This is a genomic window from Cyclobacterium sediminis, assembly GCF_054781075.1.
Map to the genome: position 1 here is coordinate 32,223 of NZ_BAAGVC010000021.1, position 22,142 is coordinate 54,364.

The 22,142-nt window shown below is 38.8% G+C and carries 16 protein-coding genes; 4 read left to right on the top strand and 12 right to left on the bottom strand.

The window, feature by feature from the left end; translation table 11 throughout:
• Position 1: 1 nt before the first annotated feature.
• The 4 genes from ACYVHJ_RS17405 to ACYVHJ_RS17420 all read right to left on the bottom strand — a co-directional run bounded on the left by ACYVHJ_RS17405 (position 2) and on the right by ACYVHJ_RS17420 (position 7,617).
• Positions 2-814: a polysaccharide biosynthesis/export family protein gene (locus tag ACYVHJ_RS17405; RefSeq protein WP_460517293.1), complete on the bottom strand. Its 813-nt coding sequence runs from the start codon at positions 812-814 to the stop codon at positions 2-4.
• An 83-nt stretch (positions 815-897) separates the two neighbouring features.
• Complete coding sequence (locus ACYVHJ_RS17410) at positions 898-2,055, bottom strand: glycosyltransferase family 4 protein (protein ID WP_460517296.1); 1,158 nt, start codon at positions 2,053-2,055, stop codon at positions 898-900.
• Between the two features lie 564 nt (positions 2,056-2,619).
• Positions 2,620-4,395 (bottom strand): RagB/SusD family nutrient uptake outer membrane protein, encoded by a 1,776-nt coding sequence (locus tag ACYVHJ_RS17415; protein WP_460517299.1) that lies wholly within the window; start codon positions 4,393-4,395, stop codon positions 2,620-2,622.
• A 27-nt stretch (positions 4,396-4,422) separates the two neighbouring features.
• A complete protein-coding gene (locus tag ACYVHJ_RS17420; protein WP_339902791.1) occupies positions 4,423-7,617 on the bottom strand; it encodes a SusC/RagA family TonB-linked outer membrane protein in 3,195 nt (1,064 codons plus the stop codon).
• Positions 7,618-8,651: 1,034 nt separating this feature from the next.
• On the opposite strand from ACYVHJ_RS17420, the gene ACYVHJ_RS17425 reads away from it, so the two are divergent.
• From ACYVHJ_RS17425 to ACYVHJ_RS17435, 3 genes are read left to right on the top strand one after another with little or no spacing between them, the layout of a single operon-like run.
• The gene (locus tag ACYVHJ_RS17425) at positions 8,652-11,177 is read left to right on the top strand and encodes a DUF7133 domain-containing protein (protein WP_460517576.1); all 2,526 of its coding nucleotides are present in this window, start codon (positions 8,652-8,654) and stop codon (positions 11,175-11,177) included.
• A 5-nt stretch (positions 11,178-11,182) separates the two neighbouring features.
• Positions 11,183-12,274: a sugar phosphate isomerase/epimerase family protein gene (locus ACYVHJ_RS17430; protein ID WP_460517303.1), complete on the top strand. Its 1,092-nt coding sequence runs from the start codon at positions 11,183-11,185 to the stop codon at positions 12,272-12,274.
• 10 nt (positions 12,275-12,284) lie between these two features.
• Positions 12,285-13,067 carry an SDR family NAD(P)-dependent oxidoreductase gene (locus ACYVHJ_RS17435; protein ID WP_460517306.1) on the top strand — a complete coding sequence of 261 codons (783 nt, stop codon included), beginning with the start codon at positions 12,285-12,287 and terminating at the stop codon, positions 13,065-13,067.
• 21 nt (positions 13,068-13,088) lie between these two features.
• On the opposite strand, the gene ACYVHJ_RS17440 is transcribed toward ACYVHJ_RS17435, so the two are convergent.
• Positions 13,089-14,420, bottom strand: a complete 1,332-nt coding sequence (locus ACYVHJ_RS17440; RefSeq protein ID WP_460517309.1) for a GntP family permease — start codon at positions 14,418-14,420, stop codon at positions 13,089-13,091.
• 113 nt (positions 14,421-14,533) lie between these two features.
• Positions 14,534-15,106, bottom strand: a complete 573-nt coding sequence (locus ACYVHJ_RS17445) for a peptidylprolyl isomerase (RefSeq protein WP_460517312.1) — start codon at positions 15,104-15,106, stop codon at positions 14,534-14,536.
• 595 nt (positions 15,107-15,701) lie between these two features.
• Here ACYVHJ_RS17445 and ACYVHJ_RS17450 point away from each other — a divergent pair.
• Positions 15,702-16,247: a phage tail protein gene (locus ACYVHJ_RS17450; protein WP_460517315.1), complete on the top strand. Its 546-nt coding sequence runs from the start codon at positions 15,702-15,704 to the stop codon at positions 16,245-16,247.
• Between the two features lie 7 nt (positions 16,248-16,254).
• On the opposite strand, the gene ACYVHJ_RS17455 is transcribed toward ACYVHJ_RS17450, so the two are convergent.
• From ACYVHJ_RS17455 to ccoN, 6 genes are all read right to left on the bottom strand, one after another.
• Positions 16,255-16,968: a sulfite exporter TauE/SafE family protein gene (locus ACYVHJ_RS17455; protein WP_460517318.1), complete on the bottom strand. Its 714-nt coding sequence runs from the start codon at positions 16,966-16,968 to the stop codon at positions 16,255-16,257.
• On the bottom strand, positions 16,969-17,394 hold the full coding sequence (locus ACYVHJ_RS17460; protein WP_339906163.1) for a FixH family protein: 426 nt from the start codon (positions 17,392-17,394) through the stop codon (positions 16,969-16,971).
• Between the two features lie 22 nt (positions 17,395-17,416).
• Positions 17,417-18,832 carry a cytochrome c oxidase accessory protein CcoG gene (ccoG, locus tag ACYVHJ_RS17465; RefSeq protein WP_460517322.1) on the bottom strand — a complete coding sequence of 472 codons (1,416 nt, stop codon included), beginning with the start codon at positions 18,830-18,832 and terminating at the stop codon, positions 17,417-17,419.
• Between the two features lie 61 nt (positions 18,833-18,893).
• Positions 18,894-19,820, bottom strand: coding sequence for a cbb3-type cytochrome c oxidase N-terminal domain-containing protein (locus tag ACYVHJ_RS17470; protein ID WP_339903687.1), 927 nt, complete (start codon positions 19,818-19,820; stop codon positions 18,894-18,896).
• Positions 19,807-19,998: a hypothetical protein gene (locus ACYVHJ_RS17475; protein ID WP_014022899.1), complete on the bottom strand. Its 192-nt coding sequence runs from the start codon at positions 19,996-19,998 to the stop codon at positions 19,807-19,809. Before ACYVHJ_RS17475 ends, ACYVHJ_RS17470 begins: the two co-directional genes overlap by 14 nt.
• Positions 19,999-20,009: 11 nt before the next feature.
• Entirely contained in the window at positions 20,010-22,142 is a 2,133-nt protein-coding gene (gene ccoN / locus ACYVHJ_RS17480; protein WP_339903686.1) for a cytochrome-c oxidase, cbb3-type subunit I, read from the bottom strand.

A 22,142-nucleotide genomic window follows, 5' to 3' on the forward strand; every position in this document is an offset into this window, starting at 1 on the left:
ACTAAAAGAGCCCTGAGGTAATTCCATATAAAAACATCAACGCGGTAATAATAGATACCCCTAGCTGTAGGCTACCGGTCAAATTCTCTCCTGAACCAATTTGTCTAATATTCATCGGCTGCAAATACAAAATGTCATTGGGCTGGATGAAGTAATAAGGGCTAGCCAAAAGCTGCCTATCATTCAAGTTGATTTGGTGAATTTTAGTACCCCCGTCATACTGCCTTATTAAAAACAATTCATTTTTGCGTGCCAGTATATTAGATTCTCCTGCAATTGAGATCGCATCAAAAATGGTAGCTCGATTTTTTAAAATCATCTTTGGCCCTACTTCCCGAAATTCCCCTAAGGTTGTAAATCGTATACCTCCAATTCTAAGCTTTACCTGCACTTCATCTTTGAAATAATACCCAATGGATTTCTGAACCTTATCTCTTGCTTCCAATTCTGTAAAACCTGCAATTTTGATCGGATCCAAATTTGGGATTTGAATGAATCCGTCTTTATCTATTGAATATCCAGAAAAATAAAAGATGTCCATGTTTCCATTTCCACCTGCCCTACCGGTCCTTACTGCATTGGCACCCTGAAACTGAAATGCTTTCAATAAGTCCTCGTTAGAAGATGCAAAATCAATATCTACAATATCAAATGGCTGTAAAACATACTCATACTCTACATCTGCAAAGGGAATGAATTCATCCAACTCAATTGGTTCATTTCCTTCTAAATTTTGAAGATAATTTATTCTCTTATTACTTATACAGGAAGTAATTGAAATAAAAATTAAAACCGGTAATACCAGTTTTTTCATGTAAAAACTTTTTATGGCCACCTCCAAAATTAAGTAAATATGAACGGTTTGAAAAAAAATGAGAAAATTAAATTTAAAGTACATTATTCCTTATTCAACAAGCGATTATATGCATTAAAAATACTTTTTTGAATGGATTTTCTTTCAAATTTTTCTACTACCCTTTGGTGAAGATTTTCCGCATACCCCTGCATATCTGTTCTTTTAACAAAGGCAAATTCCATGGCTTCCTTTAATGCAGAAATATGTCCAACTTGAAACACTAGGGCAGTCTTTTTATGTTTTACTAAATCTGTGTTTCCCGGAATACCCGAACAGATTATGGGACAACACATGGCTCCTGATTCTAAAAGAACATTGGGGAACCCTTCCCTATGGGAAGGATGAATAAGAACATCACAAATGGCCAAATAATGCGCAACATGATCCGTCCAAGGCACATGCACAATTCTGGGATGATCTTTAATCTGGTTTATGGTTTTGGACTCAAGAGGATTCAATTTCTGTTCAAAATCTCCCAGCAAAATCAACTTTGACCGATTTACAATTTTAGATTGAACGAAAGCTTCCACTAATTCGGCAATCCCTTTATCTTTGACTAATCGACCAACGGTAAGCATCAAAAAGTCATCCTCACCAGGTAAAATTCGCATGGTAGCTGCCACTAAATGGTTTTCCTGTAAATTACTCCTGTTAAAAACCTTTAGGTCTACCCCATTGGAAGATCCCTCTCCAATAATTTTCACTTTATCCGGCCGAACTAATTTTTTATCCAATATAAATTTTTTTAACGAATATGAATTGGGCCAAACCTCGTCTGCAAACCTGAAAGTAATTTTCTCAATTCCTGATAAAAACTTCGCTTTTCTACCTTTTTTCACAATAAAAGGAAGCCCTGCTAAAGTATGGATTTTCACAGGTACTCGGGCCATCCACGCGGCAATCATACCCAAAAGTCCGGCCTTTGGTGTATGAGTATGTACAATATCTGGTTTCTCACGCTTAAACAAACGGTATAACAACCACAGACAATAAACATCTTGTAAAGGAGTGATTTTTCTGGTAAAAGGAATGATTTCTTTCCTAATGCCTTTTTCATTTTTTGAAACATCATGCCATTCCTTCCCATCTGAACTAACCATAAGCACGTCAAATCCTGCATTTGACATGTAACTCATTTGATTTTTTAATAATAATTTGAGAGAAATGGGAACAGTAGTGATCCTAATCAACTTTGGCATTCAGCTATTATTTAATTAAAAGGTCAAATATACCTATTAAATCGATGGAAAATTAAATATTCTATTCACTAGTCTTTAATTTTTATTATTCATAAAACGAATGAAGGAAATAAAAAGTGGTTAGTCCACCGATTTTTTTGTGCGCTCATTAACATTGAAAATCATAATGAAAAAAAAACCAACAAATCCCTAATAAATATAAAGAATTTTTAGAAGAGCGTTTTTACAAAATTCAAGACAATTAATTGGTCTTGGAGTACCTGTTGATCAATGCAAATAAAAATTATAGGCAAAACTAAATAAGGAGATATATAGTTTGTTTTTCAAATGAGGTTTACCCCATTGAGTTTCCAAAAATTACCTGGATTAAACTTTTGAGAAAAAAATTTAAAACGCAAGTGGAAGGTTAAGAACCTATTGACTATAATTGCTTTGCAATCTAATTCTCTACCTTAAAACGCTCCATATCTTTTAGCAAAAAAGGATGCTTTTTAGAGGTACAATACAAAAATAAAAAAGGGTGAGGAAACCCCACCCTTTTTACAATCAATCGAAAATAATTCCTTAATCGAATGCTGGATCCTGAACCAATGTAGGTGATCCCTCTTTAAAGGATCTTTCAATCGCCTCTAAAGGCACAGGGAAGTATTCATGAACCCCTTTGGTAAAGCTTGCATTACTTAAGTAAGTTCTTTTGGTACTTTCTTCATTAAGGTATTCATTCATGGTTTCAGCAGCAATACCCCATCGCTGTAAATCAAAGAATCTATGCCCTTCCATAGCAAATTCCAACCTTGTTTCCATTCTCACGGCTTTTCTTGCCACATCTTGGTCTGTCCATGGCATATCATAGGTAGATATCACATAATTGGCGGCAGGTTCTCCCTCCACTATAGTAAAATCATTCCTTTCATCCCCTTGAATGGCTTTGGGTACAAAACCATCAGGATTAGCCGCTCTGGTTCTGATCATATTAACGAGCTCTCTGGCCCTTTCTAGGTTACCAAGTTCAACCTCAGCCTCAGCAAGCCATAAAATCACCATATCTAACCTCATGATTCTGTAATTATTGGCTGACAAGCGCGGGTTAGATCCTATGCCGAAAAATTCCGGTTCTGCCACATGCTTGATAGGAGAATAAGGTCCGGCATAGTTCTGATCTCTAATAAAGTCACTGCCATGAATTTTATATCCTTTATAAAGCACATCTCTTCTTCCTACTGTATGGTCTAGTCTCGGATCTAATGGCCCTTCATACGCTTGAAAAGGATCATTCCATGCGAGACCCTGATCATTGGGAACATCACTGTCATTAAAGGTATCCAAAAGTGGAAGTCCATCTTCAGAAGTTTTATAAGCATTTACCAAATTCTGAGAAGGTTGATAAAACCCACAGCATCCCCAAGGGTCTGTATACGGATAATTCAAAGTAGTTCCTTCATTGGCTGCAGCTGTAGTGGCACTTGATATAGAAAATTGAATTTCAAAGATTGACTCTTCATTGTTTCTCGTTCCAACAAGAAAATTTTCTTGGAAAGTATTGGTCAATGAAAATGGGCCGTTGTTTAAAATATCATCTAAAAGGGTTTTCGCTTCTGCCAACACGCTAGTATTGGCTTCCCCGGTGCTTTGGTCCCATCCCTGAAACATTTTTGCTTTGGCAAGAAAAGCTTGAGCTGCCCATTTTGTAGGTCTTCCCACATCTGCCTGTGATTCAGGTAGGGTATTCATTGCAGCTTCAAAGTCAGCCTCAATATCCGGCCAAATCTCCTTATCATTGGGAACTTTACTACTCTCTAAATCTATTAGATCGAAGGTAGTGTCATCAATATAAGGAACTCTTCTCCACATTTTTCTAGCTTCCATATGGAAAAACCCTCTTAAAAACCTTGCTTCGGCAATAATTTGAGCACTCCTCGCCTCAGACACATCTTCAGCTTTTTTCAAAGTGTTTAGAACATCATTTGCACGAGCTACTCCTTTATAGACCGCTCTCCATTTATTTCTTAAGTGAAGATTAGTAGGTTGAAAATCAAAAGCTTCCAGGAAGGACTGTTCCGGCTGATCACCTGCATCTGTTCCTTTATAGGCGTCATCTGATACTACACCTCCATACACCCAATTGTCAATGGTGCCATTCCATCCGGATTGTCCATCCAGTCCATATCCATCTATCATTGCGTAGGCTCCTAACAGCAGCCCCTCTACGCCTTGCGCATTAGCCAAATCTACTGTACTGAATTGACCTTGGGGTACCGTTTCCAAAAACTCTTCCTGGCAGGAAGTAATGGACAGTCCTAGTACAAATGCTGTAGCTATTTTTAAATATATTCGTTTCATTTGTTTGCTTCTTTATGTTATGATTGATTAAAACGTAACATTTACTCCCAAAATCAAATTTCTGGAAATAGGCATATAACCTCCATCAAACCCGACGGTATTGTTACTTCCTGTCTGAATCTCAGGATTCGTCCCTGTATACTTCGTAATGGTAAACAGGTTCTGTCCCTGAAAATAAATAGAAGCCCGGCTCATGCCTATATTACTTAATAATGCTTCAGACAAATTATAGGTCAACTGCACATTCCTCATTCTAAAATAAGATCCGTCTTCAACAAAATAACTGGAAGGTCGACTACTTACCTGATCATTGATGTCCATTATTGGGAACGTTCCGGAAGGGTTACTAGGCTGCCATGCATCATACAAAGCTGTCTTTGATTTATTCCCCTGAAAAGTGTTGAAATCAGTCCAGTAATTGATATAATTAAAAATATCGTTTCCAACTGATCCATTTCCAAAGATGGCCAAATCCCAGTTTCTATATCCTAGGTTGACATTGATGCCATAAACAAAGTCTGGGTGAGGGTTTCCAATGATGGTCCTATCTGCATCGGTAATCACACCATCCTCATTAACATCCTGAACCTTAAATTTACCAACAGCATTGTAATTACCGTAAGCCGGATGGGCATCTACCTCTTCCTGGGTTTGGAATATACCCAAGTTATTGTATCCAAAGAAAGAAGAAATCGGGTATCCGGATTGAGTGATTGTAACGGAGGGAACTCTAGTGGAAGTACCAAACAATACATTGTCTTCATTCTCAGCCAAATTATCAACATTGTTTCTGTACATGGAGAAATTGGCGGAAATTCCATATCTTAATTCTCCTCCCATAGCGGTGTCGTCAAGGCCTAAATTTAGGTCAATACCTTTGTTGGTCATTTGGCCTACGTTAAAGAAAGGTGCAGTAGCATCTCCATGTCCGTAATTAATTGGTGTTTGGAATAGCATATCAGAAGTTACCCTGTTCCAAAGATCCAATTCGAAGAAATACTTACCGTCCATCAATTCTATGTCTAAGCCTATATTATTTGAAGTGGTAGTCTCCCATCTCGCATTCGGATTTCCAAATCGCTGTGCATCAAAACCAAGAGCAGGTGTGGTAGTGGAACCATCAATGGGATATCCTGCGTTAAAAATATTGGATCTGTAGGTTGTATAGGCATTGTAATCACCTATCAATTGGTTACCTGTTTTACCCCAACCATACCTCAACTTCATGTCAGACACTATGGGTAAGGCCTCAGCTACTGCTGCTTCATCTGATAACCTCCATCCTAAACTAAAAGCAGGGAAGGTTGCATTTCTTGATGCAGCTAAAAACCTCGAAGAACCATCGTTTCTTAAAATAAACTGAACGAGGTATTTCCCATCATAGGAATAATTGAGTTTACCAAACTGAGAATACAATCTATAATCACTCTCTACTCTTCCAAAATTGGTTGCAGTATTGGGATCTCCTAAGTCAAGGTAGGAAATAATAGGATTGGTTTCAAAAGCAAATCTTTGCCTGGAAGCACCAAATATTTCACCAAATTCTTTGATGGACTCCAAACCTAAATAAGCATCGAAAGCATGTACCTCATTAAAGGTTTTGGTATAACTCAAAGTATTGGTCCATACCCATTGATAAGAATATTCATTCTCTGCAGTGGAGCTATTGACAAAATTACCCTCAACATATTCAGGCTGAGGTCTGCCAATGTAACGAGCCCTTCTATTGTTTGCATCCACACCAAAACTTGATCTAACATAGATATTATCCGTAAGGTCAACTTGCGCATAGATGTTGCCAAAAACCCTCAATTCTAAATTCCTATTGTCTTTTGCCCTTTCTAGAAAGGCTACTGGATTATAGTTATTTCCTAGATTGGCTCCTCTACTTCCTGCAAAATTGCCCATGATATCATATACAGGCAAAAGTGGGTGTTGCAGGGATGAACTAAAAACAGCATTTTGCTCTTCATTATTACCTCTTGATCCATTACCAAAGCCACCTTTTCTGTTACCAACTGTAACGGAAAGGTTTTCTCCGATCGTTAATCTATTTTTAAGTGTTTTGAATTCAGTATTGGCTCTGAGAGAATATCGATCATACCCTATATTATTTACTACACCGTCTTGACTGAAATAATTTAAGGACAATGCATATCTACCATTCTCGGTTCCTCCATTTGCTGTCACTTGATAGCTCTGAATAGGCGCAGATCTTGTGGTTTCAGCCCACCAGTCGGTGTCAGATGCTCTGGTTATGGGATAAATATTTCCCGGTTCCAATGCATATAAACTAGGATCAACTCCGGAATCTCCCTCCATGGCTCCACTAGGGAATACATAATCAGGTATACTTACCTCTCCGTTTGGACCCCATGTATACTGGCCGTGTGTGGGCGTACTTCCTGGGTTTCCATAAATATTGGCTAAATAAAGGTATTCTCCCAACTCTTCTGCATTCAATGGATCAGGACCTCTATCAGATGTTTGCATACCATAATAGGCATTAAAAGAAACACTTGGCTTCCCTACCTTTCCCCTTTTAGTAGTGATAATAATCACACCATTGGCAGCCCTTGAACCGTAAATCGAAGCAGCTGAGGCATCCTTTAATATTTGAATCGATTCAATATCATTGGGATTTAAATTCCCCTGGTTTTGGGTGGGAACACCATCTATTACATAGAGGGGATCATTGTTATTAATCGTTCCAAAACCCCTAATTCGTACAGTAGCTCCACCTCCCGGTGTTGCGTCGTTGATAATGGTAACACCTGCTGCTCTGCCCTGTAACTGTTGTGCAAATGTTGTAGCAGGTATGGCAAGTAATTCCTCAGAATCCACTGAAGTAACAGCACCGGTAATCTCTCGCCGAGACTGAGAGCCGTACCCTGTTACAACCACTTCGTCCAATCCACTTAATCCTTGTTCCAATGTAACATTAATTGTGGTCCTACTTCCTACGGCCTCCTCCACATTATTAAACCCCAAAAAAGAAAACACCAAAGTGGATTCTTGATTGGCAACTGAAATTGTGTAATTACCATCGAGGTCTGTTACAGTACCATTCGATGTACCTTTTACCAATACGGCTGCACCGGGAAGTGGATCCCCAAGGTCATCCGTGACGGTACCCGAAACCTCTATTTGCGCCAAGGCAAAGCCCGTGCTAACAAACAAAGACAACAGTACCAAACTGCATAATTTGTAAATTTTTAACATAAGTAAATTTTAGGTTTAGTATAAATTAATTGATTTAAATTAAGAGCACTATTTTTAATGAAGCTCAATAGATTTAACCGGTAAAAGCAACCAATGTTTAACTTATAAAGAATTTTTCCGAGAAAAATAATGCGAATACCCGGTCCTTGAATACAGACTGGTTCCTAAAAATACTAAAGGACTTACTGAGGCAACTGGTAGTACTGGCATAATGGGTTCTCTTTATCTGTTAATTATTATCTATTATAAAAAATACTTTCAAAAAAATAATTAATCAATCGATTTAGGCAATAATATGATTTTTTAATTTAAGGAAAAAAAAATTGATGCAATTATTTAAAATTGATTTAAAGCCTCAAATAAATTACCAAATCAAACTTCATTTATACAATTTAAAACTTTTTCGTTAAAAAACATCATTATTTTACCTACTTTATTTTAAACCCTTTCCGTAAAAAAGCACTAAATTTTGATTTTAAAACTTATACCAAATTAATATGCATAATGAAAAGATAATTGTATCTTATTTCAAACTGAATTTTAAGAAGAATTCAGAATTAAATTATCTAATAATCAAACCGTACCATCTATTGATTTATTTATTATATTGAAAGTGAAAAAAATAATAAAAATAAATAAGTTTGATAAAAATTTTTTTTCGGTAAGCTTAACGGATAAAAATTTTTATTTATTATATCAAACTAATAACCCTACTTCAATGAACCTTACCATGATTTCATTTACAACAATCTCCAGAGCAAACTCTATATTAATTTAATTTCCTGCATAGGTAAAATTTCAACTCTAATTTGTTGCCATAACCTTTCATCCCTCTAAACGACCAAAAACACTAACTTCTGTTATAATTACCTCCTGTAAAATTTTTAACTGTTACACACAGAAATCTATTTGTATTTAAAGTTAAAATTTTATATTTACCAAATAAAAACAAAACCCACACCCAAATAACCCAATAGTTAAATAAATTGTTTAAGTTTTTCTCATATTGTATAAGCCCATCCTTTTTGAAACTAGTGTGGATAGTATTTATTACATGCACAAGCTGTAACACCACAGAGAAGAATGGGCCCTCCCCTGCCCTTTCAGCCAAAGAAGCCCTTAGCAAATTTGAATTTAATAAAGACCTCTCGATACAGCTTGTGGCAGCTGAACCATTGGTTGAAGATCCTGTTTATACAAGTTTTGATGAAGAGGGAAGGCTTTGGGTAGTTGAGATGAGAGGTTTTATGAATAGTATAGACGGGCTTGATGAACAAGCACCGAATGGAAGGGTTTCAATCTTGGAAGATATTAATGGCGATGGGGAAATGGACAAAAAAACCATTTATCTTGATAGCCTTATCCTACCCAGAGCACTTGCCATAGTAACCAATGGTGCCTTGGTTGCAGAAAATATGGCGCTTTGGTGGACGCAGGATCTGGATGGTGATTTAGTGGCTGATACCAAGGTATTGGTAGATCCCGATTATGCAGGAAGTAATTTACCTGAACATGCCGGTAACGGTTTATTGAGAGGAATTGATAATTGGTATTACAACGCAAAATCTCGGTTTCGCTATAAGTTTAAAGATCAAAAATGGATCAAAGACAGCACTGAATTCCGAGGGCAGTGGGGTATTAGCCAAGATAACTATGGAAGGCTTTACTACAATTACAATTGGTCTCCTTTGCACACTGACCTTGTCCCCCCCAATTATTTTAACAGAAACCACAACCATAGCAGCACCTCTGGAATCGACCAAGGCTTAACTGTCGATCGTGAAATTTATCCCATCAGGGAGAATTTAGCCATCAACAGGGGATATATTCCCGGTACATTGGATAAAAGAAACAGACTAAAGGAATTCACTTCAGCATGTTCTCCCTTTTATTTTAGAGGGGATGGACTTCCACAACAATATTCAAAAAATGTATTTATCTGTGAACCTTCCGGAAATTTGATTAAAAGGTACAGCCTTACGGATAAAGGGATTTTTATCCAAACCACCTCGCCCGATCAAGGTAGTTCCGTGATTGCTTCACAAGATGAGCGGTTTAGGCCTGTCAGTTTAACATCCGGCCCTGATGGTGCCTTATACATTACCGACATGTATCGAGGTCTAATCCAACATGCAGCCTATATCTCTCCTTATTTAAAAGAAATAACTATCAATAGAAAACTTGAATTGCCTACACATTATGGCAGAATATGGCGAATAAGCGGAAAAAACCAAAAAAACAAAACAGTACCTAAACTATCTGAATTAAAAAGTCAAGAACTCATTCAAAAGCTCAAACATCCAAACGGCTGGCATAGGGATATGGCTCAAAGGCTTCTTGTTGAAAAAAATGACAATAGCACAGTAGAAGGGTTAGAAAAACTAGCCTTAGATAACAGGTATCCATTGGCACAAATCCATGCCCTATGGACTTTAGAAGGAATGGGGAAGTTAGATGGTAAAATTATCATTTCCCTATTGGAAAGAGATAAATTTGAAACCCCTCAAGTTACCATCCATTCCCTTCGCCTTGCAGAACAGGTTTCTGCAGATAATTCACGTGTTAAAGAGATCCTGAAAAATGCCATGCTTAAAATAGTGAAGCATAATAATCCGGCAATAAACCTTCAATTAATCTTAAGTTCAGGCAGCTTTTCTCCTAAGTTTAATTATAAGGTCATCTTTGCTGTAATGGAACAAAAGATTGATGAGCCAATATTTAGGGATGCGGCGCTCAGTAGCTTGCATGATCGTGAATTTGCTTTTTTGCAGGCATTAATAGGACAAAAAAAATGGCAAAATAAAACGAGTTCAAGAGCTATTTTTATCGAAATGTTGGCTACAGCCATCAGTAATAAGTATGACCCATCGGAAATGCAAGAGTTAGTACAAGTCTTAAATAGAAGCGCACCGTCCCAAGATTGGAAATCCTCGGCTATTTTTAGGGGCATGTCCGTGGCTGCTTCCCATCAAAAAGCTTCACCCATTCAACTTCCCAAAGCACCAAGGTTCTCAACCACTACTGCTTTTGAAAAAAGTGATTTAAACATCCATCAGTTAAATAACTTGTTCGACTGGCCCGGCAAATTAAATGAAGTGGACAGCCTTAAAGGCACCTTCCTCTCGTCAAAAAGTGAAAAAACATCCTTTGCCAAAGGTAGACAATACTATGTAAGTACTTGTGCCGGTTGTCATGGAGAAGATGGTGAAGGAATAAAAAGAATGGGTCCCCCCTTGAACAAATCTGAGTGGGTCACCGGAAATGAAAAGCGACTTGCCATGATTTTAATTCACGGATTAGAAGGCTCTTTAACTGTTAATGGAGTCCAGTACCAAAGCCCTGAAATTTTACCTGTGATGCCTTCCATGGCTAGTCTTGACAATGGCAGAATAGCAGATATCCTCACCTATATTAGAAATGAATGGAATAATAAAGCGCCAGCTGTAAAGAGTGGTACAGTTGCAGAAATAAGACTTTCTACACAAGGCAGGGTCTTGCCATGGAAACCAGAAGATCTTTTACGATATGAACCACCAATAAACCCTTTGAATAAACCTTAAAATTCATGACGGAAAATCCCTCACATAAAACAATCACAAACTATTCCGGTGATCGCAGAAATTTTATTAAAAAGGCAAGTTTAGGCTTATTGGCCATGAGCATCCCTGTCATACCGGATATTTTTGGAAAGGATAAACTAGGTATTGTTGTTCATTCTTATGCAAAAAGGTGGCATTCTTCTTATCAAAGCAGCCTTTATCCGGGCTTTAAAAATGCAAGTGATTTACTAAACCATTGCCATAAAATTGGTGCCGGAGGTATCCAGGTTGGAGTAAAAGATTGGTCTACTGATTTCTCAAAAAACATAAGAGATCAAAGAGAAAAGCTTGGCATGTACCTTGAAGGATCCATTGGAATGCCCAGGAAGGAAATTGATTTATCGGGTTTTGAGAAGCAACTTACCTCGGCAAAGGAAGCCGGTGTTAAGGTATTGAGAACCGTAAGTTTAGGACCTCGAAGATATGAAGCTCTTCATACAGAAGAAGATTTAGTATCCTTCAAAATAGCAGCCACTAGAATGCTTGAAAAAGTAGTGCCGATTTTAAGCAAGCATAAAATTAAATTGGCGATTGAAAATCACAAAGATTGGCGCGCTGATGAATTGGTTGATTTGGTAAAAAAAATATCAAGTGAATGGATAGGGGTTACCTTGGACTTTGGAAACAGCATTGCTTTAATGGAGCAGCCTGAACATACCCTCCAGCTTCTGGCACCCTATGTTTTCACTACGCATGTCAAAGACATGGCTGTAGCTCCTTATGAAAAGGGATTTCAATTGTCTGAAGTCCCTTTAGGAGAAGGTTGCCTGGCATTAAAACATATTGTTGACACCTGCAAAAAGCACAACCCGACAATTACTTTTAATCTCGAAATGATTACTAGAAACCCTTTGCTTATCCCTTGTTTGACGCCTGGTTATTGGTCCACACTTCAACAGGTGCCGGCCTCTGAATTGGCAGCAATGCTCGCTTGGGTAAATGCTAAAAAAGAAAAGCTTCCCAATATCAGTTCTTTAAAACCTGAGACCTTATTGGCCAAAGAAGAATACAATGTATTGACTTCATTGTCATACAGTAAAGAAAATTTAAACCTATAAATTAAATAACATGTTAGACAGCTTACCAGGAATTAAATTATTTGATCTCAGTAAAAAAACAGCCATAGTCACTGGTGGATCCAAAGGTTTAGGCCTTGCCATGGCAGCAGGACTTGCCTCTGCCGGAGCAAATCTATTAATTGTGAATAGGAATGAAAAAGACGGCCATAATATAGCTGATAAGATCGCCAAGACCTACGGGGTAAAGGCGCTGGCTTTTGCTGCTGACATTTCTAAGGAAGACCAAACCAATGCCATGGCTGCTTTTGCAATAGAAGCATTTGGTAGCATCGACATTTTGATAAACAGTGCCGGAATAAACATCAGAGGGGCGATAGATGAGGTAAGCCTGGAGGATTTTAATAAGGTAATGGAAGTAAATGTCACTGGTTCCTGGTTATGTAGCCGCTCCGTTACCCCCCATATGAAGGCTCAAAAGTCAGGAAAAATAATAAATTTGGCCAGCACCCTGGGCCTGGTAGGTTTGGCCAATCGTACCCCCTACACTTCTAGTAAAGGTGCTGTGGTCCAAATGACCCGAGCTTTGGGCATAGAGTTAGCGCCGTTTGACATCAAGGTTAATGCAATTTGCCCGGGACCTTTTCTTACAGAAATGAACATACCGGTTGCCGATGATCCGGCAACCAAGGAGTTTATTATTGGTGCTACAGCTTTGGGAAGATGGGGGGAACTCAAAGAAATTCAAGGAGCTGCAATATTCTTAGCCAGTGAAGCAGCCAATTACATGACGGGATCTCTCCTTACCGTAGACGGAGGATGGACAGCCAAATAACTCCTAAAATTCTGTAAACGCCTAAGTCAATATACTGGCCATAAGGAATATAATGGCCATAGAGGTAATGGATAAAATAAGGGTACCCAAGCTGTGTGACTGGTAACCTTGTTTGATATTCATTCCTGACAATTGGGTCATGGCCCAGAAAAAGCTATCATTGGCATGCGATACAGCAATGGCCCCTGCCCCTGTAGCCAAAACGGTAAATACCCGCATTACCTCAGTATCCAAACCCAAGGCAGGCATCAATGGAACCATAATGGAGGCTGTAGTCACCAAGGCAACGGTTGATGAGCCCTGAGCAGATTTCAAAGCAAATGCCATGGCAAAAGGAAGGAATAAACTCCAATGTCCACTACTCATCAAACCACTAATCTGATCAGCAATTCCGGAATTTTGTAACATTTTACCAAAAATTCCTCCAGCACCTGTGATGAGTATCACAGGTGCACCTATTAATAATGCTTCTCCAAACCAACCCGAAGATGACAGTATTTTTCTGTCCAATTTTTCAGGCAAGCTAAAAGCCAAAAAAGCGCCCAAAAGTAAAGCAATTATTGGGTTACCAATAAATGAAATTAGTGAGGTGAATTGATTTTCACCAAAGGGTTTGGTTGGATATGCTGCAATAGAAGATAAAATTATCAAAACCAAAGGAATGATAATTGGCATAAAAGATTTGCCAAGCGAAGGACTTTTGCCTGCATAACCTAACTTATCTACTTTGGCAAAGACCGGTTCTAAATGGATATTTGAGACCCAATACTTGCAGAAGTAGTAACAGGGTATCAATCCCAAAGCACTGATAATGGTACCAAATAAAATTATTCTTCCTAAATCGGCTTCCAGAATACCTGCAGCAACTATAGGTCCCGGAGTGGGAGGCACCAGTGAATGTGTAGCAGTAATCCCCAAGGTTAAGGCCACGGTTGTTGCGGCATAAGGCAACTTCCCTTTAAAGGAGAGTGATTTATTGATTGGATTTAACATGATAAAAGCACTGTCACCAAATACAGGAATAGAAGAAATGTATCCGGTAATCATCATTCCAAGCATTACTGATTTTTGCCCCACCCAAGACAGCACTTTCTTTGCAATGACAAAAGCACCGCCGGATTTTTCCAGAAAAGTCCCAATAATTACTCCAAAAAGAATCAGTAAACCTATTCTCCCCAAGACTCCTCCAAACCCTTCAGTTATGGAACTAATAATCAAGGCTGTAGGCATTCCTGCCAATAGCCCATATAGAATAGCTCCCGAGAATAAGGCGAGAAAAGGGTGGATTTCAAATTTAATGATCGCTACCACAATAATGGCCAGCACCAATAGTATCAAAACAAAGACTAACATACAGCAATTTTTGGGTTTATTTTACCCAACAAATAAAGCATTTTTATCTATATATTAACTGTATTTTTAGAATTTTATGAAATATTATTCCTTACCCCGGAAACAAATATCATTTAATGTATTCTTTGTATGGATTTTATTTTTATAGGATTAACAAGGTATTGGTCCACTTCTTCTCGGGATTGAATTTTTTTTACCAGTTCCATCCCCTTTGTAACCGTACCAAAAGCAGCAAAACCATACCCGTCCGGATTTCTTTTTCCCTTATAATCCAGTTCAGGTTGCGCATTAATACAAATGAAGAATGAACTTTGCGCCGTATTGGGCCCTAATCTGGCCATGGATATGGTTCCATTTTTATGTTTTATACCAGTTTCTTCGCTTGTTTCTATGGGTATTGGAGCCAACAATAAACTGTCAGGCACATCTCCCCCTTGGATTACTTCAATCTTTATCTCTCTTTCCGCTTCGTTTTCCGGGGTACATACCCGGAAAAAACTAGAATTCGAATAAAGCCCATTTTTAACGTAAGCACGAAAATTTCCTACAGTTAATGGAGCTTTATCGGGATACACTTCAAGCTCAATATCACCGATTTCTGTCTTGATTAAATACTTCTCAATTTGTTGTGCATGAATTGAATAACTGATGAAAAACAATAGGGCACAGTTGATAAATTTATTCATGGTTTACACCCATTAATCTATTGATTTAAATACAAAACACCCAAAAGACAATCTATTTCGTACTGATATCACTTCAAAACCAGCCACTCCATTGCTTAGCGGTACTAAACTAAAAACTCCAAACAGCCAGATTTTATTGCAATTGCAACACTTCATTAGAAAGCTCCGGAAACCCTCTTAAATTATCCGAGTTAAACAAATTACAAAAAGTAGGGCAACAAATTTCAAACTAAGCCAACTATTTTATTAAAAAACTCATCAGTAAAACCAAAAACTTGTACCGATGGCATCTTAAGTCAAGAGATAAATTAATTTCAAATTACCTATTAGGCAATCGGTTATTCTTAATATAGAAAAACCGTTGAGTGATTAACCGTTTCCATTCACACAGAAAAACGCCAACGCTTTTTCAACCATTTCCAGCCTCAAAAAAAACTAATGCTTAGAGTGCAACAATAGGGCAATAATATTTTTTATTTGGACAATCACCCAATAAACCGAATCAAAAACACACTTAAATCTACCTTATAAAATATATTTTGATTATTTTACCCATCAACAAATAAACGATACATTTTAACGAATCAAATTAAATATGTTTGAAGAGTACATAGGAGTTATAAAAATGTTTGCAGGCAATTTCACACCACGCGGTTATGCGCCTTGTGATGGTAGGGTAATGTCCATCAAAGACAATCAATCTTTGTTTTCAATTTTAGGCGATATGTATGGAGGAGATGGGAAGACCACTTTTGCTTTACCGGATTTGAGAGGTAGAATGCCCGTTGGAAGTGGGTCAGGACCGGGGCTAAGTCCAAAAAAGAACGGTGAAATTGGTGGTCAGGAATCCTTCCAGTTAGAAGAAAAAAACTTACCTGCTCATTCTCATATCTTATTATCAAATTCTATTAAAGCCAATTCCAATAATCCCGAGAACAATTATTTGGCCTTGAGTCAGGTTAAAGTGAACCGATTTAGACCTCCCTATGCAGTGAAGTCCTATGCGGAGACTTCCAACAGCAAAATGAATGAAAAATCTATAAGTGAAACCGGTGGCAATGAGCCATTTGAACAAATGCCCCCTTATTTAAGCATCAATTTCATTATTTGCATTCAGGGTTACTATCCAGCAAGGACTTGATTTCTCATCATTCACAATGGGTAATATCACTATCTAGGAGTTCCGTGGCATGGGCTGTTGGCAGTCCAAGCTTGGGACTCAGGTAAGGTATTCCCCAACCCATACCTCTTAAAACAAATAGCACCCCCATAAACATCACAAAATAGGGCATTGCCTTGTTCATTTTCATTCTAAAATTTAAAGAGAATACATCCTTTGAAAACATAAGCAAAATCATCACAGGGAATGTACCCAATCCAAAGACGAACATATAAGCCATGCCATAGATAGGGCTTTGTAAGGCCAAAGAAGCCACCAAAGCCATATACACCATTCCACAGGGAAGAAAGCCATTCAATAGGCCGGATAGAAAAAAAGCTTTGCTCCCACCTCTTTTTATAGATTTTCCCAGCTGTGATTTTAACTTTGTCAATGACTTTGAAAATGTAGATCCGGTTATCCACTTTTCAGATTCTTTATAAAAAAAAGCCAAGCCAATTATGATCAGTCCAAGGACAATGGAAACCCATTGTTGTATACCTGCCAGGGAAAGAGAAAATCCCAGCAGCCCAACTAATCCACCTAAAAGGGAATAAGTAACAGCCCGACCTGAATTATAGAGTAATTTATTGAACAAATACTTGTTGCTATCTTTCCCTGCTAAGGCCAGAGCTATAGGTCCGCACATACCCACACAGTGAAATGAGCCAAGCAAACCCCAGATAAAGGCGGTCCAAATCATTTAAACATCTATTTTCTTCTCTTCAAAATAGGCTACCCCATCTGCTTCCCAGGTCATCTTCACCTTCCAATAACCCGGTTCTAAATCATTCAGTTTTAAAATGTTGGATTCATGATCCTTAATTACAATCTGAATTTTCTTATCCAGCCTCGCATCCGAAGGTCTAAATAAGTGCAACTCGCCTTTGGCACCCACAGGCAATTTGAATTGAAGCGTCTTGCTTAGGACATCAAATTGCATGACCTTCCCTTCAATAGCCTGGGTATTACTCACCCTATCAATATGCTCCTGATATTTTATTTCCTCTGCATAATAATCCTCAGTAACCAAATGAATATCATCTTGCTTCACACAAATGGTAACCAAGCTAACCATCAAGCCAATAAAAACAAGTAATAATAATAAAATCCCATTTCCCCAATTCATATATCCTATTCTTTAAATATTGTCATTCTGCCACAGGCCCCATAAAACTCGTCGAAATCCGATCTATGGTTACTCCGTTTTGTTGCAATAAAAGATCCACATTTTGTTGCGGTACTTTCATGTCTTCCTGATTTTTAACCAGAAAAAACCTACCCTCAAACTTGGACTGACCCTCAAGGTGCCAATCAGTATGTCCCACCTTTTCTAAGGTAAATGTAGGATCATCAGGCACTAAGGTAACCTCCTGTTCATCAAAGGTTTTATTGATTAAGGTAACTTCATAAAGATTGCTGATTTGCGCGCCCTCTCTGGCTTGATAGGTCATTCCCCTAAACCTAGTCACTGTGGCACCCAAGTCATCCCTGGTAGCTAATAAAGAAACAAATCCCACGATCAACAACAAGAGTATAGCAGAGTAGGCTTTCACTCTCCCTGTTAGCAATTTCGATGTTCCGTTCAGAATACTGTTTTCAGAAGCATATCTAATCAAGCCCTTGGGACGATCCACTTTTTCCATGACATCGTCACAGGCATCCATACAGGCCGTACAGTTTACGCACTCCATTTGTACGCCATTTCGAATATCAATTCCTGTTGGGCAAACCTGCACACATAAAGTACAATCGATACAATCTCCGACCGGCTTTTCTTCTACCTTTTTCTTTCTTATGGGTGCCCTCGGCTCCCCTCTTTTATAATCATAGGTCACATTAATGGATTGATTGTCCAGTAACACACCTTGAAGGCGTCCGTAGGGACAAACCACAATACATGCCTGCTCTCTAAACCATGAAAAAACAAAGAGAAAGATCCCAGTAAAAGCCAGCAGACCAAAAAAGCCCGCTAAATTATCTGCCGGAGAAGATGTAACAATTTCTTTTACTTCATCAATACCTATAAGGTAAGCCATTACCGTATGTGAAATAAGGAGAGAAATCAAAATGAAAATGGACATTTTGATGGACTTCTTTCTTATTTTTTCTGCATTCCAGGGCATGGCATCCAATTTTCTTTGCTGGCCGGCATCCCCTTCTATCCAATACTCTATTTTGCGAAAGACCATTTCCATGAATAGTGTCTGGGGACAAGCCCAACCGCAAAACACCCTTCCGAAAACCACCGTAAATAGGATAACAAAAACAAAGAAAATCAGCAATAAGAAAATCAACAAATGAGTATCCTGAGGCCAAAAAACAGCTCCAAAAATAATGAATTTACGTTCAAAAATATTGAATAGTAGCCAAGGTCGACCATCCACTTTAATGAAAGGTCCTGCAAACAAAATCCCAAGGAGTAACCATGATAAATAGGTCCTGTATTGATAAAATTTCCCGGAAACCTTTTTGGGAAAAACCCAATGTCTTTTTCCATCCTGATTCACAGTGCCAAGGGCATCTCTGAACTTATCCGGATTTAGATTTTCATTTCTTACAGCCATGATTCTCTTGTTTTATGATAAATGTCGGGTCTGAAAAAGCTTCAAACCCGACCTTTTGGCTTTATTCGGCAGGTTCTACACCCAACTCTTCCTCACCCAAAGCATCTACCGGTTCTTCGATAGTGGGTTCATATTTTTCTCCTTGAGGTTCTTTTGGATTGGCCGGTGAAGTTCCTTGTAGGGACAAAATATAACTTGATACTTGCTGCATTTGCTCAGGGCTTAATTGATCTTGCCATGGAATCATTCCTTTTTCAACCACACCATATTTAACTACCGTAAAGACACTTTTAATATCTCCCCCATGTAACCAATACTCATCAGTTAAGTTTGGACCAACTCCACCTCCACCGTCCATGGCATGGCAGGCCGCACAATTTCCTGCAAATAATTCCTCACCTGCGGCCAAAGCTGGGGTAGATGTATCTAGTTCTACATTGGTTTCGTCAATAGAAGTTAGCATCATAGCTCCCCTTGCTTCCGCTTCAAGTGCCGCCTCCTCCAAAGATGCCTCATATTCTTCAATTTGCGTTTTACCTATACCTAAAACGGTGTAGTTCAAAAAATAAACTACCGCTGAGAAAATCGTTAGGTAAAAGACATATTTTAGCCATGGAGGCATGAAATTATCCAATTCCACAATTCCGTCATAATTATGGTCAAGTTGAATATCTTTTTCTTCAGCAATTGGTTTCACTTTACCAACCACATATTTGGTCTTGAACGACTCCCACCAGGAAGGTTCTTCTGCCAAAGCAGGGTTTTCCTTTCTCATTAATGTCATTAGGAATGACAGCATATAAACCATCACTGCCACAATGATCACAATGACAAGCAAAACGACAGTAATTATGGCTAGTAATAGCAAAGTATTGCTATCGAGCTGCTGCATTTGGGCCAAGAAGCTGGTTTCTGCTTCTTGGGCAAAGCCGGGCACTGCCATAAATAAACACATCAGGGTGACTCCAATCAGTTTAAAGTTTTTCATTCGACTTATCGTTTTGAGGTTCATCATTGAGTGGCATTTCTTTCATGTGGTCCACATAAGTTTTATCTACTTTTAAGACCCACCAAAACATTCCGATAAAGAAAATAACAAATATCAATAAGGAAATGATTGGATAGATCTCAATATTCTCCATTGAACTTAAAATATTTTTTTTCATTTCTTTCTAGTTTATTCGTTTCCGGATCCACCTTTTTTAATATCAGTTCCTAATCGCTGTAGGTAAGAAATCAAGGCTACAATTTCCGTATCCGGTAAAACTTCTATACCTGACTCTTTTAGATTTCCAGCAATTTTTTTGGCCTGACTTTGCAGGTCTTCCAAAGCCCTTTCATCATAACCTTCCTCATAGGGTACGCCTAATTTTTGCATGGTTCTAATTTTCGCTCCAATATTGCTATGGTCCATAATATTGGTGGTCATCCAAGGGTAAGGTGGCATCAAAGAACCCGGTGACATGCTCCTTGGATCTACCATATGGTGATAGTGCCAGCTATCTGGGTATTTTCCCCCTACCCTATGTAAGTCTGGACCGGTACGTTTGGATCCCCATAAAAACGGTCTGTCATAAACATATTCTCCTGCTTTGGAATATTCTCCATATCGCTCAGTTTCAAACCTAAATGGACGAATCATTTGCGAGTGACATCCCACACAACCATTGGCAATATACAAATCTCTTCCCTGCAATTCTAGCGGAGTGTAAGGCTGAACGCTACTGATGGTAGGCACATTAGACTTCACCAATATGGTAGGTATAATCTCTACAATACCACCAATTAGGATGGCTACTGTAGCCAATATGGTAAAAAATACAGGCTTTCTTTCCCATGCCCTGTGCCAGAATTCATTCTTTTCTTCCACGTGTTTTGCTAAAGCCGGAGCTTCATCTTCTTCTTCTTCTAAGAAGGATCCTGCAGCAGCAGTTTTAACCAAATTGTACACCATTAATATGGCACCAGCCAGGTAGAGTAAGCCTCCAAAAGCACGAAGCATATACATGGGCACAATCTGAATGACCGTCTCCAAGAAGTTAGGATAAGCCAAACGACCTGTATCTGCAAATTCTTTCCACATTAAACTTTGGGTGAGGGCTGCCACATACATTGGCAAGGCATAAAACAATATCCCCAAGGTTCCCAACCAAAAGTGGGTATTGGCTAATTTAACGGAGAATAATTTGGTTCTCCACATTCTTGGCCATAACCAATACAGCATGGAGAAAGTTAGAAATCCATTCCACCCTAGTCCACCAATGTGCACGTGAGCGACAATCCAATCCGTATAATGGGCAATGGCATTTACACTTTTTATAGAAAGTAAAGGCCCTTCAAAGGTAGCCATACCATAGGCTGTCACCGCTACCACCATAAACTTTAAGACAGGGTCCACTCTAACCTTATCCCATGCACCTCTTAGGGTGAGCAGTCCATTCACCATCCCACCCCAACTTGGAGCAAGTAGCATGATTGAAAAGGCTACACCTAAAACCTGAGCCCATTCAGGCAATGCGGTATACAAAAGGTGATGTGGGCCTGCCCAAATATAAAGGAAAATTAGGGACCAAAAGTGGACGATAGAGAGCTTATAAGAGAACACAGGCCTATTGGCTGCTTTTGGCAAATAATAGTACATTAAGCCCAAGAAAGGTGTAGTAAGGAAAAATGCTACGGCATTGTGTCCATACCACCATTGTACCAAGGCATCTTGCACTCCGGCATAAGCAGAGTAACTTTTCATAAATGATACCGGCAAAGCGAGGGAGTTAAAAATATGCAGCACTGCTACAGTTACAAATGAAGCCAGGTAAAACCAAATGGCAACATACATGTGTTTTTCACGCCGCTTGATCAGCGTGCCAATCATATTGGCACCAAATGCTACCCAAATGACGGCAATGGCAATATCTATAGGCCATTCAAGTTCTGCATACTCCTTGGATGAAGTTAACCCCAAGGGAAGCGTAATTACTGCAGAGAGAATTATGGCCTGCCATCCCCAAAAGTGGATCCAGCTTAGGGTTTTATTCCACATAGGTGCCTTCAATAGACGAGGCATTGAATAATAAACGCCAGCAAAAATGGCATTTCCTACAAAGGCAAAGATTACCGCATTCGTATGAAGGGGCCTTATCCTTCCAAAGGTCGTATAAGGATTGCCTAAATTTGCTTCGGGTAAGAATAGCTGGGTGGCAGCAAGCAAGCCTATCAGCATTCCGGCCAATCCCCATATCATGGTGGCTGCCCCGAAGAATTTTACGATCTTATTATCGTAACTAAACTTTTCAAGTGTCGTTCCTGACAT